The following is a 12,264-nucleotide window of genomic DNA, read 5'->3' on the forward strand; positions in this document are numbered from 1 at the left end:
GGCGCAGGGTTGCGACAATCACTGGAGATCTCGCGACGTGCAGTGCGGCTGCATGTACGCGCGCTGTCCTGCAATTGGACCAAGCCACGCGCGCCTCGCCCAATTGAATAATGGAGCGCCTCAATTGCGCGCGACGCGCGCATTTTTCCCGGTTCGCTCGTGACGGTTCTGCGACAATGCGTCGGTGCGCGCTGGCGCCAATGTGAAGCACATCACAAGCGGATTGCTGCACGTGCGCTATTGCTCTGGGCAGCCGGTGGTGGGCTGTCGAGGATCGCAGCAATGACGTCGCGGCGAATAATGTATTGGTGGTTCAGGTTCGTGCTGTCAGGGCGATTTCTCGATCGTTTCCTGTGCCTGCCGCGCGCGCATTAGCGCGGGATCAGGTTTGGCCGATCAGCTTGCGCAACGCGGCCGCGCCGTCCTCAATCGCATCGCGTCCCTTCCAGGCCAGATAGGACAGCTTGCCACCGAGCGTGTCGTGGCTGCGCAGCCGGCGCGAACCGAGAATGTGGCCGACATTGGAGGGGAAGCGGCTCACCTCGGCGGACACCAGCGCCGCGATCGCGTCCATCAATTGCTGGAGCCGAATGCCCCATTCGCAATGCTCGATGCCGTCGATCCGCACCTTGAGCGCATATTCGGTCTCGTAGATCTCGGCGAGCAGGTCGCGCGCAATCAGCACCCGGTTGTGCCGGAGCGCGATGCGCAAGGCGAGGCGCCTGTCGTCGAGCTGGTCGAGCACCATGTGAACGACGCAGGCATAGGGCGCGGCGGCGACATCGGCGGCGCCCTTGCTCGCTGCGGCCTTGGTGGCAAGACGCACCAATTGCCAGAACGTCTTCAGCCGCCTCGCCACCAGCGTCAGCGCGAACGGCAGCGCCTCGGGATGGGCCTTCTTGAAGGCGTCCAATCGGGCGGTGATCTGATCAACCGTGCCGTCGTCGAACTTCGCGATCTTCTCGGGCAGCCTGTCGTTGAACTTCGGCAGCGCGGCGCCGGCGCGCAGCACATGTTGGATCTTCTTCACGTCCTCGAAGGCGGTGTGCGATGCCGTGTATTGCGCGAGCTTGCCGCGCGCGAACTCGGTGCTCTCCGCTGATGCGAGGGTGCTTTCGAGAACCTTGACGACCTTGGTCTGGAAGGTCGATGCGATCTTCAGCACTTCCTTCTGGTTGTTGGCGGCGACCTGGTCGTTGATCGCCTTGATGTAGTCGCGTGCCATGGTCGGCAGCAGGTCGCGGCAGATCCACTCCCAGATCGGGGTGAGGGTGTTGCGCGAGATCCGCCCCATGTTGGCATGCTCGGGCGCGCCGTCGATCAGAAGCAGCTCGAGCGGCGCAAAGAAATGGCGCGAGGGACTGGTGGCGCGCGCCTGGTTCGATCCGTCCTTGCGAAATTCGGCGCGCAACCGGGACTGCAGGTCGGACGAGCCCGGCATGTCGATGCCGCACAGCTCAAGCCGTTCGAGCTCGCTGAGCAGGCAGCTGCGCGACAGCGGCGTCAGCTTCTGCAGGAAGTTCGATAGCTTGTCGATCTCGTTCATGGCACGCAATCTTCCGCAACGTTTCCAGCAGGCCTACCGACCCCATGCATGGAGGCATTTGCGCGCTCTCAATTGCGACATAGAGAAGCAAGCCGCCGTTAATATATCCGTAAAATCCAAGGCCGCAGGTAATCGGCGCGGATCTGATCGTTAAGAAGGCGTCGAGCGACCCGTCTATCAATTGGGCAGGTTCAGCAACCTAAGAATGTTGAGGGACGTTGCCACTCAAGCATAAAGTGTGCCTGTGCCGGGGTTTCAGCACAAAACTGCCAAATTCACCGTAGTCTTACGGAGCAAAAAGTTAACTACAGACCGCGTTGGGTTCCGCTAAACGAGTGACATGGGGTCACAGAATGATACGGCCACTGATTCGCGGCCGTCGGAATGGTACGAAAGCAACGCCGCTCCAACTGAAGAGCTCGATGCCGTCCGTCTGAACGCCGCCCGTGCCAAGGCGGCCGACGAAATGGCAGCCGCCATCGCCCGCGAGCTCAACGGTCCCCTCACGGCGCTCCTGCTCTACATGGGCGAGATCAAGCATCACAGCGATCAGCTCGCGCCGGTGACGGGCGACCGTGCCTATTTGCAGCGGGTCGTGGAGAATGCGCTAGTGCAGACCGAGCGGGTTTGTGGCCTCGTCAAACAGCTTGCCGGTTCTCACACGGGTGGCCTGCCGATCGCGTCCAGGGCCGAGGGCGCCGAATCGAAGTTCGCGCGCGCGCCACAGCTGCAGCGCGTGCCGAGCGCCGAAATCCTCGGCCTGTCAGGCCAGAAGCGGCTGACCAAGCGCGAGCGCGAGGTGCTGAGGCTGATCAGCGAGGGTTATTCGAACAAGCAGGGTGCGCTTCGGATGCAGATCAGCCCGCGCACCTTCGAGAGCCATCGCGCCGAGGCGATGCGGAAGCTCGGTGCGCGCAACACGGCGGACCTCGTCCGTGCGGCGCTGCTGCATTCGATCGACTGAAGGGCCTTGCGTCGGGCCGCCCGGCAGCGGGCGAGGGCCAAGCGTGAGGCATTTCTCGAAAAAGACCCGCGGCTCCGACCGTGCTCAGAAATAATCTTCGGCGAAGGGACGCGCGCGCGACGAGGGCCGCAGCGGCTTGAGCTCGTCCTTCGGCACGTTGGGAATGATCGTGATGGTCCAGCGGGGCGGCATGCTCGATTCCTGCTCCAGCACCGAACGTACGAAGCCGGTCACCGTCGCCTCGCCAGCGGCCACCGTCGCCATCCGGCCGTTGAACTGTGCGATGCGGAAGCGGCGAACTTCTTTCTGGTCCGCGGTCTCGTAGGTGAACATGGAAACCCTCCTGGTTTCCGGCGACTATCGCTGCCTATGATTAGCCATCTGTGAAAATCCCAAGCCGTAGAAGTACGGCGGGCATGCACGCGTGAGTGGTTGGAGCGTTTCGAGCGAGCGCGTCAGCCCTCCGGCTCCTGCGCGCGCGCGGCAGCGTAGGCGGCGTCCATCAGGTCCAGGAGGTCGCAAAATCCGGCGTCGCCGAGCCTCTCCGCGGTCTTCTCCAGCCGCAGCGCCAGCACCGCGAGCCTGACATAGCCGAACGTTCCGGCCGCGCCCTTCAGCGAATGCGCTTCGCGGGCGATCCTGCCGTGGTGCTGCGCGAGCGAGAGCGTGCGGAACGATTGCAGACGCGCGCAGGTTTCGCTCCAGAACACGTCGCGCACTTCGCAAGCACCATCCTCGCCGATCTCGCGCACCAGCGCCTGGTACGCGCCCGGCTCGCGCGCGGGTTCGGCATCAAGCACTGTTTGCGCAGGCGCGACGGTGACTTCGAACATGGTTTGGCCTGCCTTGATCACGGTTTGCCGCCGGCCCGTACAGGCGCGCGCGGCACATCCGTGTCTACGGCATCTGGATTTCAGTTCCGGTAGCAGGACATTCCGTGTTTGCGGGCCGGAATTAGCGGCCGGTTTACCACGCCGCAGCGCCAGTCAGCGCGGGCCGAGCAGCCGGTCATACTGCGCCTTCACGGTGGCGTAGCATTCGCACGCCGTCTGGCGCAGGCCGTCCAGGTTGAGGATCTGGATGTGTCCGCGGCTGTAGTTAATGAAATTCGCCTGCTGCAAGGTGTTGGCGACCAGCGACACGCTGTTGCGCCGAGCGCCGATCATCTGCGCCATCGCCTCCTGGGTCAGCAGCAGCCGGTAGTCGCCGGAGAGGTCATGGGTGTGGAGCAGGCAGCGCGACAGCCGTGACTCCACCGGATGAGCGGCGTTGCAGCCCGCGGTCTGCTGCACCTGCGCGTAGACCGCCAGTCCGTGACGCGTGAGCAGCGTCCGCAGGGTGCAGCTCTGGTCGGCCGCGACGCGCAGCCGGTCGAGGTCCATCATCGAGGCGGAGCCTGGAACCAGCACGATGGCCGTGTTCAGCGCGCAGGCATCGCCCATGATCGAGAGCGTTCCGAGCAGGCTGTCGCGGCCGATCATGGCGACTTGCACGTGCTCGCCCCTGGCGAGCTCCACCACCAGCGAGATGACGCCGCGATGGGGAAAGTAGGCGCGCTTGAGCGTTTCGCCGGTCGCGACCAGCACCGCGTCGTGCGGCAGATCGCCCGTCCGCAGGTGGGGGCGGATCAATTCATAATCGTCCGCCGACAGCGCGGACAGGAAACCGTTGGAGGAACGTACCATTGTTTCCAAAGTAGCCTCCCGTCTCCCGGACCAGCACGGGAAACTGCTTGTCGTTCGGCCACGTTCCATCATGTTCCCGTCGGGATATATTGGCAATTGGGACAAGACGTCCGATCGCAGTCAGTGCCGCTGCACGTCGGCCTCGCCAAGACAGATTCCCTGACCCAATTCCTACCGAGCTGGGAACCAGCAGATCCAGATGGTGCGGCTGGAGAATCGGTTTGGAGCTTGTTCGCGGTCATGGTTGATCCGGCGCGTTTCAAGGTCATCCGCGCCGCGTCGTCGTCATGGAGTTGCCTTGGCGCCGCGTGGCCGCAGATTCCGCGTCAATCGTCTTTCCGGCTCCGCCAAGGACGCTCTCAACAGTCCATTTCTCGAGCAAAGGAGCATGGCGTGCGCCACGGTTCAATTATTGAATCGCCAAATCGGGAAGCTCAAACGGGGACAGAAGATCTGCGCGATATTCTCGTCGTCGATGACGACCCGATGGTCTGCATGGCCATCGAGGTCTATCTCCAGCGCAACAATTTTCGGGTGACGATCGCCGAAGGAGGGGAAGCCGGACTTCGTGCGCTCGAACACGAACAGTTCGATCTGATGATCATCGATATCTTCATGCCGCACATGCGCGGGTTCGAATCGGTCAGAATCTTTCACGAGCGCGCGCCGGCCGTTCCGCTGATAGCGATGTCCGGCTACGCGTTCGCAATCTGAATTCGCCGGCCCCGGATTTCCTCCGGATGGCGCTGGAGCTCGGTGCGGCGCGCTGTCTGCGCAAGCCGTTCACGCCGCACGCGCTGCTCGCCGCCATCAACGATTGCCTGGCGGAGCACCGTCCCCAGGGCGAGCTTGCCCCGGCCGCGCGCCTGGGTTAGCGCGGCACCGGCCGCAGCGGACGCGGGTAACGGTTCGTTTACCGCAAATGCGGGTGATGCATATCCCGGCAAAGAACCAGGCGACGTGGCGAGACCGGCCCGGGCTGCAGGCAGCTCGATACAATTTGCGCGAAGACCGCGCATATCTCCTTCACAAGCAGGGCTTTCCCGCGCGCCGGGTCTCGCTGTTATCGGCACGTTCACCTAACGCGTCTCGCCGCTGCGGCGTGGGGCCGGTCTTGCCGAAAAACGCTGTCCCATGCAGTCGAACGGCAAACTTGTCTTCAATATCCGTATTAGCACGGAGGATGAAATTAACGGGACCGTGAAAGGGGATGTCTAACGATCCAAGGTGGGGGCTTCCGTTCATGCCAGCGCGGCTCGGGCGTCGAGGTCCAGATCCAGGTGTGTAAGGCGTAGCTCATGGATGATCTGTTGCGGGAGTTTTTGACGGAAACCAGCGAGAGCCTGGACACCGTGGACAATCAGCTGGTGAAGTTCGAGCAGGAGCCGAACAACGCCAAGATCCTGGATAACATTTTCCGGCTGGTCCACACCATCAAGGGCACGTGCGGCTTCCTCGGATTGCCGCGACTGGAAGCGCTGGCGCATGCCGGCGAGACGCTGATGGGCAAATTCCGTGACGGCATGCCGGTGACGGGGCAGGCGGTGACGGTGATCCTGTCCTCGATCGACCGCATCAAGGAAATTCTGGCCGGGCTGGAGGCGACCGAAGCCGAGCCCGAGGGCACCGACCGCGATCTCATCGACAAGCTGGAAGCGATGGTCGAGCAGGGCATGGCCGCCATGGCGGCCGGCGCTGCTGCTGCTGCCGTTGCCGAAGCGCCGCCGCTGGTGCCGGACGCGCCTGTCGCCGTCGAAGCCGCGCCGACCTCCGGCGTGCTGGCCGACCAGAGCCTGGAGCGTCCGCTGCGTCCGGGCGAAGTCTCGCTCGACGAGCTCGAGCGTGCCTTCCGCGAGACCGCGATCGAAGTGCCGGTCCCGGTTGCCAGGGCCGAAGTCAAGGCGGAGCCTCCGCCTGCCGCTGAAGCCCCGGTGCCTGTTGCCAAGGAAGCCGCGAAGGAGACCAAGGCGAAGGACAAGGCCGCGCCGAAGAAGTCGATCGCCGACGAGGGCGCCGCCGAGGGAGCCAGCATCGCCAACCAGTCGATCCGCGTCAACGTGGATACGCTGGAGCATCTGATGACCATGGTCTCGGAGCTGGTGCTGACCCGCAACCAGCTGTTGGAGATATCCCGCCGCAACGAGGACACCGAGTTCAAGGTGCCGTTGCAGCGGCTGTCCAACGTCACCGCCGAGCTGCAGGAAGGCGTCATGAAGACGCGCATGCAGCCGATCGGCAATGCCTGGCAGAAGCTGCCCCGCATCGTTCGCGACCTCTCGAGCGAACTCGGCAAGCAGATCGAGCTGGAGATGCACGGCGCCGACACCGAGCTCGACCGCCAGGTGCTCGACCTGATCAAGGACCCGCTCACCCACATGGTGCGCAACTCCGCCGACCATGGCCTGGAGACCCCGGCCGAGCGTCTCGCCGGCGGCAAGGGCGAGCAGGGCACCATTCGCCTGTCCGCCTATCACGAGGGCGGCCACATCATCATCTGCATCGCCGACAACGGCCGTGGCCTGAACACCGACAGGATCAAGGCCAAGGCGATCTCCTCAGGTCTGGTCACCGAGGCCGAGCTCGAGAAGATGAGCGAAGCCCAGATCCACAAGTTCATCTTCGCCCCGGGCTTCTCCACTGCTGCCGCCATCACCTCGGTGTCGGGGCGCGGCGTCGGCATGGACGTGGTGCGCACCAATATCGACCAGATCGGCGGCACCATCGACATCAAGTCGGTCGCCGGTGAAGGCTCCTCCGTCACCATCAAGATCCCGCTGACGCTCGCCATCGTCTCCGCGCTGATCGTGGAAGCCGCCGGCGACCGCTTTGCGATCCCGCAGCTCTCCGTGGTCGAGCTGGTGCGGGCCCGCGCCAACTCGGAGCACCGCATCGAGCGCATCAAGGACACCGCGGTTCTCAGGCTGCGCAACAAGCTGCTGCCGCTGATCCATCTCAAGAAGCTGCTCAAGATCGACGACGGCGCCGTCTCCGATCCCGAGAACGGCTTCATCGTGGTGACGCAGGTCGGCAGCCAGACCTTCGGCATCGTCGTCGACGGCGTGTTCCACACCGAAGAAATCGTGGTCAAGCCGATGTCGACGAAGCTGCGCCACATCGACATGTTCTCGGGCAATACCATCCTGGGCGACGGCGCGGTCATCATGATCATCGACCCCAACGGCATTGCCAAGGCGCTCGGCGCCGCCGGCTCCTCGGCCCATGACATGAACAGCGAGAACGGGACGCACAGCATCGGATCGGGCGAGCAGACCACCTCGCTGCTGGTGTTCCGCGCCGGCTCGTCCCAGCCCAAGGCGGTCCCGCTCGGGCTCGTCACGCGCCTGGAAGAGCTGCCGGCCGACAAGATCGAGTTCTCGAACGGCCGCTACATGGTGCAGTACCGCGAGCAGCTGATGCCGCTCGTTGCCATGGAGAGCGTCACCATCGCGAGCCAGGGCGCCCAGCCGATCCTGGTGTTCTCCGACGACGGCCGCTCCATGGGCCTCGTCGTCGACGAGATCATCGACATCGTCGAGGAACGGCTCAACATCGAGGTCGGCGGATCCTCCTCCGGCATTCTCGGCTCGGCCGTGATCAAGGGCCAGGCCACCGAAGTGATCGACGTCGGCCACTTCCTGCCGATGGCGTTCTCCGACTGGTTCACCCGCAAGGAGATGAAGCCGTCGCTGCACTCGCAATCGGTGCTGCTGGTCGACGATTCGGCGTTCTTCCGCAACATGCTGGCCCCGGTGCTCAAGGCCGCCGGCTACCGCGTCCGCACCGCGCCGACCGCGCAGGAGGGCCTGGCGGCGCTGCGCGCGCAGAGCTTCGACGTGGTCCTGACCGACATCGAGATGCCCGACATGAACGGGTTCGAGTTTGCCGAGACCATCCGCTCCGACAGCAATCTGGGCGCGATGCCGATCATCGGGCTCTCCGCGCTGGTGTCGCCGGCGGCGATCGAGCGCGGCCGTCAGGCCGGCTTCCACGACTATGTCGCCAAGTTCGACCGTCCCGGTCTGATCGCGGCGCTGAAGGAACAGACCGCGGGCGCCGCCGGTGCCTCCGAGCTGAGCCGCGCAGCCGCCTAAACCCCAGCGGGATGGATCAGGAGATACGCACATGACCAAGAAGACCCAGTCCGGCGAAGGCGCCATGGTCGAATACGTCACCGCGATGATCGGCGGCCAGCTGTTCGGCCTGCCGATCTCCCGCGTCCAGGACGTGTTCATGCCCGAGCGCGTCACCCGCGTGCCGCTGTCCTCGCGCGAGATTGCGGGCGTGCTGAACCTGCGCGGCCGCATCGTCACCGTGGTCGACATGCGCGCCCGGCTCGGCCTGCCCAAGCCCGAGGACGGCAAGATCCCGATGGCGGTCGGCGTCGATCTGCGCGGTGAATCCTACGGCCTCCTGATCGACCAGATCGGCGAAGTGCTGCGGCTCGCCGAGGACGGCATGGAAGAAAACCCCGTCAATCTCGACCCCCGCATGGCCAAGCTCGCCGGCGGTGTCCACCGTCTCGACGGCCAGCTCATGGTCGTCCTCGACGTCGATCGCGTCCTCGAACTCAAAACCGAAGTGCAAATGGCTGCGTGAGCCCCAAAAACATCGAAGCCGGAGAACCCAAATGAAGACGTGCTTGGTGGTCGATGATTCCAGCGTCGTGCGCAAGATCGCACGCCGGATCCTGGAAGGCCTGCAATTCGAAGTCACGGAGGCCGAGGACGGCTCCAAGGCGCTCGAGGTCTGTCAGCGCAAGCTGCCCGACGCGGTGCTGCTGGACTGGAACATGCCGGTGATGGACGGCTTCGAGTTCATGGGCCACATGCGCCGCCTGCCGGGCGGCGACCAGCCCAAGGTTGTATTCTGCACCACCGAAAATAACGTGGCTCATATCGCTCAGGCGCTCAGCGGCGGCGCCAACGAGTACATCATGAAGCCCTTCGATAAAGACATCATCGCCGACAAATTCGCAGAAGTCGGCTTGATTCCGGTCGGACAAGCCATGGTCTGAGTGTCTGGCGGAGTGTTCCAGCCAGAGTGTTCCCAGTACAGCTTCCGAGAGGCCTATCCGTGACCCCGACCGAGTATGATTATCTGCGTAAGTTCCTGAGGGATCATTCCGGGCTCGATCTGTCCGCAGACAAGCAATATCTGATTGAAAGCCGGCTGTTGCCGCTGGCGCGCAAGGCCGGGATCTCCGGCATCGGCGAGCTCGTGCAGAAGCTGCAAGGCGCTGGCTCGGGCGCGCTCGTCACCAGCGTGGTCGAGGCGATGACCACCAACGAGACCTTCTTCTTTCGCGACAAGGTCCCGTTCGATCATTTCCGCGACACCATCATGCCGGAGATCATCAAGGCCCGCGCCGGCCGCCGCAGCGTCCGCATCTGGTGCGCCGCCGGCTCCACGGGGCAGGAGCCCTATTCGCTCGCGATGAGCCTAAAGGAGATGGGTGCGGCCCTAACTGGCTGGCGCGTCGAGATCATCGCGACCGACCTGTCGCAGGAGGTGCTCGAGAAGGCCAAGGCCGGCATCTACAGCCAGTTCGAAGTGCAGCGCGGACTGCCGATCCAGATGCTGATGAAATATTTCAAGCAGATCGGCGAGACCTGGCAGATCAATCCCGAGCTGCGGGCGATGATCCAGCACCGGCAGCTCAATCTGCTGCACGATTTCGCTCAGCTCGGCACCTTCGACGTCATCTTCTGCCGCAACGTGCTGATCTATTTCGATCAGGACACCAAGATCAACATCTTCAACCGGCTGGCTCGCCAGATCGAGGGAGACGGCTTCCTGGTGCTGGGCGCGGCCGAAACGGTGGTCGGACTGACCGACACGTTCAGGCCGATTCCGGAGAAGCGCGGTCTCTACAAGCCGAACGACCCGCGCGCGGCGGCCGCCAAGCCGGTTCTTGCCGGCGCAGCGCCGCGCCTAGCGGTCATGGCGGGACGATAGGCATGGCCGAGGATGGCAAAGGCGCGGAACGCGTGACGTTCAGTCGCGGCTATGATGTCTGCATCATGGCCATCGACGGCACTTGGCGCCGCGACTGCAAGCTCAACGCGATCTCCGACACCGACGCCATCCTGACGGTGGAAGGCTCGATTCAGGGCCTGAACCTCAAAGAGTTCTTCCTGCTGCTGTCGTCCACCGGCCTTGCCTACCGCCGCTGCGAATTGGTGCGCGTCAACGGCGTCGAAATGGACATTCAATTCCTGCGGGGCAAGAACCGGAAGAAGCGGGCCGTCGGTGGCCGTGACGAGGCGGCGTGATCTTCACGTGCGTCGCGTCGCCGTTTTCCGCGACGTTGGTTCGCATTTGCTGAAACATCCGACTGAATTTGCCGTCGCGGCTTTACGTCGCCTAAGCGCGAACGGTGTATCCATTGCCGGTCTCAATCTCAGGATACGGCAATGCCCAGAAGCTCTTTCTCCTCTCTCCCGTCAAACCTGCCCGACGCCGCCGAGCGGCGCGCGCTTCAGCTTCTGGTGGTCGATGACGACGGCACACAGCGCAGCCTGATCACGATCGCGGCCAAGCAGGCCGGCCACGAGGTCACCGTGGCGCCGTCCGTGGCCGAAGCGATCGAGAAACTCCGCACCGCGCGCTTCGACTGCGTGACACTCGATCTCGTGCTAGAGGATGGCGACGGCATGGACGTGCTGGGCGAGATGGCCAAGGCGAAATTTGGCGGCGCCGTGATCGTCGTCAGCGGCATGGACGGCAAGCGCCGCAGCGCCGCCCGCAGCTTCGCCCGTTCCGTCGGGATCGAGCTCCAGAGCCTGCCCAAGCCGCTGGATCTGGCCGCGTTGCGCATCAGCCTCGCCAATCTCGGCAAGACCGCGATGGGCCTGCCGGCGATCCACACCTGGGGCGGTGTCGCCACCGACGCGATCGTGGAGCGGCACCGCGCCTGATCCGCGGCCGGCCATGCGATGAAAGAATGCGGTCGCCGCGTCGCAGCGATCGCGATCTACAGCGTACCGCTGGCCTCCGACAGGCATTCCAGGGCGTGGCCAAGGCCCGCCCGGCAGGCGTCGAGCGCGGCGATCGCCCTGGCATACCGGGGTGTGACATCGTCGAGCACGAAGACGTCGGCGGAACTTTCCGGATCGCTCCCGTGTTCTTGAGCCATGGCTGTGGCGGTCCGGCGCATGCTGCTCTCGATCTGCGAGATCAGCACGCGAAGGTCGGCCGCAATCAGCTCACGGCTCTCGACTTCGGGCATTGCCACGAAAGGCGGTAGCGGCCAAAATTAGCATGGATATTCTCCGTCCTCTGCAATTAGGCGCCTCGCCGCTACTTGTGCGTCAAGTTCATGTCCCGTACAAATACGGTGGGCCGAATCCGCGCCGAACGCCATAACGGTTGGGGCGGACGCGAGTCCTTCATGCCAACCGGATGTGTGGCACATGGCCGAACAAAGCTCTCGCGGTGAAATCTTCGTGGTCGACGACGACGCTGCCGTTCGCGACACCTTGTCGATGGTGTTGAAGGCGGCGGGCTATGAGGTGATCTGTTTTGCGGACGGCGCAGCATTGCTCTCCGTCGCGCGAAGCCGCACACCTGCAGCGGTCCTGCTCGACGTGCACATTCCCGGCAAGTCCGGGCTCGATATTCTCAATGAGCTGCACGGCGAGGACTATCCGGCACCGATCTTCATGATCTCCGGACAGGGCGATATCGCGATGGCGGTCGGGGCCATCAAGAGCGGCGCGCTCGACTTCATCGAGAAGCCGTTCCGCGGCAGCGAGATCGTCGGCCGGCTCGACGAGGCGATCGACGCCTATGCCCGCAGGCAGTCGGAGAACGCAGCGCCGAAGTTCGGCTCGCTGCATTTCCCCGGGCGCGAGCCGTTGACGCGCAGGGAGCGCGAGGTGCTTGAGCAGTTCGCCGCCGGCGCTTCCAACAAGGAGGCCGGCCGCACGCTCGGCATCAGCCCGCGCACCATCGAGGACCATCGCGCCAACATCATGAAGAAGCTCGGTGCGCGCAATGCCGCCGATCTGATCCGGATCGTGATGACCGCGGCGCAGCGCGCGTCGTAAATTCCGTGGGCGACATTTCGT

At 64.1% G+C, this 12,264-nt stretch carries 13 protein-coding genes and 1 pseudogene; 9 read left to right on the forward strand and 5 right to left on the reverse strand.

Annotated features, from left to right (window positions below; genetic code table 11):
* Positions 1-382: 382 nt before the first annotated feature.
* Positions 383-1,546: a hypothetical protein gene (locus IVB19_RS01095; protein WP_247820883.1), complete on the reverse strand. Its 1,164-nt coding sequence runs from the start codon at positions 1,544-1,546 to the stop codon at positions 383-385.
* 340 nt (positions 1,547-1,886) lie between these two features.
* On the opposite strand from IVB19_RS01095, the gene IVB19_RS01100 reads away from it, so the two are divergent.
* The gene (locus IVB19_RS01100; protein WP_018459874.1) at positions 1,887-2,510 is read left to right on the forward strand and encodes a helix-turn-helix domain-containing protein; all 624 of its coding nucleotides are present in this window, start codon (positions 1,887-1,889) and stop codon (positions 2,508-2,510) included.
* Positions 2,511-2,594: 84 nt separating this feature from the next.
* Here IVB19_RS01100 and IVB19_RS01105 read toward each other — a convergent pair whose 3' ends face one another.
* The 3 genes from IVB19_RS01105 to IVB19_RS01115 all read right to left on the reverse strand — a co-directional run bounded on the left by IVB19_RS01105 (position 2,595) and on the right by IVB19_RS01115 (position 4,195).
* Entirely contained in the window at positions 2,595-2,843 is a 249-nt protein-coding gene (locus IVB19_RS01105; protein WP_018459875.1) for a hypothetical protein, read from the reverse strand.
* A 122-nt stretch (positions 2,844-2,965) separates the two neighbouring features.
* On the reverse strand, positions 2,966-3,343 hold the full coding sequence (locus IVB19_RS01110) for an Hpt domain-containing protein (protein WP_018459876.1): 378 nt from the start codon (positions 3,341-3,343) through the stop codon (positions 2,966-2,968).
* Positions 3,344-3,496: 153 nt separating this feature from the next.
* On the reverse strand, positions 3,497-4,195 hold the full coding sequence (locus tag IVB19_RS01115; protein WP_018459877.1) for a Crp/Fnr family transcriptional regulator: 699 nt from the start codon (positions 4,193-4,195) through the stop codon (positions 3,497-3,499).
* A 453-nt stretch (positions 4,196-4,648) separates the two neighbouring features.
* On the opposite strand from IVB19_RS01115, the pseudogene IVB19_RS01120 reads away from it, so the two are divergent.
* The 7 genes and pseudogenes from IVB19_RS01120 to IVB19_RS01150 all read left to right on the forward strand — a co-directional run bounded on the left by IVB19_RS01120 (position 4,649) and on the right by IVB19_RS01150 (position 11,112).
* A pseudogene (locus IVB19_RS01120) lies at positions 4,649-5,070 on the forward strand (response regulator).
* Between the two features lie 423 nt (positions 5,071-5,493).
* On the forward strand, positions 5,494-8,286 hold the full coding sequence (locus IVB19_RS01125) for a hybrid sensor histidine kinase/response regulator (protein ID WP_247294112.1): 2,793 nt from the start codon (positions 5,494-5,496) through the stop codon (positions 8,284-8,286).
* 31 nt (positions 8,287-8,317) lie between these two features.
* Positions 8,318-8,791, forward strand: a complete 474-nt coding sequence (locus tag IVB19_RS01130; protein WP_007598954.1) for a chemotaxis protein CheW — start codon at positions 8,318-8,320, stop codon at positions 8,789-8,791.
* Positions 8,792-8,822: 31 nt separating this feature from the next.
* On the forward strand, positions 8,823-9,209 hold the full coding sequence (locus IVB19_RS01135; RefSeq protein WP_018456638.1) for a response regulator: 387 nt from the start codon (positions 8,823-8,825) through the stop codon (positions 9,207-9,209).
* A 59-nt stretch (positions 9,210-9,268) separates the two neighbouring features.
* Positions 9,269-10,150: a CheR family methyltransferase gene (locus IVB19_RS01140; protein ID WP_018456637.1), complete on the forward strand. Its 882-nt coding sequence runs from the start codon at positions 9,269-9,271 to the stop codon at positions 10,148-10,150.
* A 2-nt stretch (positions 10,151-10,152) separates the two neighbouring features.
* The gene (locus tag IVB19_RS01145; RefSeq protein ID WP_018456636.1) at positions 10,153-10,467 is read left to right on the forward strand and encodes a hypothetical protein; all 315 of its coding nucleotides are present in this window, start codon (positions 10,153-10,155) and stop codon (positions 10,465-10,467) included.
* A 141-nt stretch (positions 10,468-10,608) separates the two neighbouring features.
* Positions 10,609-11,112: a response regulator gene (locus tag IVB19_RS01150; protein ID WP_018456635.1), complete on the forward strand. Its 504-nt coding sequence runs from the start codon at positions 10,609-10,611 to the stop codon at positions 11,110-11,112.
* Between the two features lie 56 nt (positions 11,113-11,168).
* On the opposite strand, the gene IVB19_RS01155 is transcribed toward IVB19_RS01150, so the two are convergent.
* Complete coding sequence (locus IVB19_RS01155; RefSeq protein ID WP_018456634.1) at positions 11,169-11,423, reverse strand: hypothetical protein; 255 nt, start codon at positions 11,421-11,423, stop codon at positions 11,169-11,171.
* A gap of 184 nt (positions 11,424-11,607) precedes the next feature.
* Between IVB19_RS01155 and IVB19_RS01160 the strand changes: the two genes are divergently transcribed.
* Complete coding sequence (locus IVB19_RS01160) at positions 11,608-12,243, forward strand: response regulator transcription factor (protein ID WP_018456633.1); 636 nt, start codon at positions 11,608-11,610, stop codon at positions 12,241-12,243.
* Positions 12,244-12,264 lie beyond the last annotated feature (21 nt).

The organism is Bradyrhizobium sp. 187, assembly GCF_023101005.1.
In the GTDB taxonomy this organism is placed as follows: domain Bacteria; phylum Pseudomonadota; class Alphaproteobacteria; order Rhizobiales; family Xanthobacteraceae; genus Bradyrhizobium; species Bradyrhizobium canariense_D.

Bases quoted from the DNA above. Each gene is read 5' to 3' on its own strand.
- IVB19_RS01095 (WP_247820883.1), bottom strand. From the start codon at position 1,546: ATGAACGAGATCGACAAGCTATCGAACTTCCTGCAGAAGCTGACGCCG.
- IVB19_RS01100 (WP_018459874.1), top strand. From the start codon at position 1,887: ATGGGGTCACAGAATGATACGGCCACTGATTCGCGGCCGTCGGAATGG.
- IVB19_RS01105 (WP_018459875.1), bottom strand. From the start codon at position 2,843: ATGTTCACCTACGAGACCGCGGACCAGAAAGAAGTTCGCCGCTTCCGC.
- IVB19_RS01110 (WP_018459876.1), bottom strand. From the start codon at position 3,343: ATGTTCGAAGTCACCGTCGCGCCTGCGCAAACAGTGCTTGATGCCGAA.
- IVB19_RS01115 (WP_018459877.1), bottom strand. From the start codon at position 4,195: ATGGTACGTTCCTCCAACGGTTTCCTGTCCGCGCTGTCGGCGGACGAT.
- IVB19_RS01125 (WP_247294112.1), top strand. From the start codon at position 5,494: ATGGATGATCTGTTGCGGGAGTTTTTGACGGAAACCAGCGAGAGCCTG.
- IVB19_RS01130 (WP_007598954.1), top strand. From the start codon at position 8,318: ATGACCAAGAAGACCCAGTCCGGCGAAGGCGCCATGGTCGAATACGTC.
- IVB19_RS01135 (WP_018456638.1), top strand. From the start codon at position 8,823: ATGAAGACGTGCTTGGTGGTCGATGATTCCAGCGTCGTGCGCAAGATC.
- IVB19_RS01145 (WP_018456636.1), top strand. From the start codon at position 10,153: ATGGCCGAGGATGGCAAAGGCGCGGAACGCGTGACGTTCAGTCGCGGC.
- IVB19_RS01150 (WP_018456635.1), top strand. From the start codon at position 10,609: ATGCCCAGAAGCTCTTTCTCCTCTCTCCCGTCAAACCTGCCCGACGCC.
- IVB19_RS01155 (WP_018456634.1), bottom strand. From the start codon at position 11,423: ATGCCCGAAGTCGAGAGCCGTGAGCTGATTGCGGCCGACCTTCGCGTG.
- IVB19_RS01160 (WP_018456633.1), top strand. From the start codon at position 11,608: ATGGCCGAACAAAGCTCTCGCGGTGAAATCTTCGTGGTCGACGACGAC.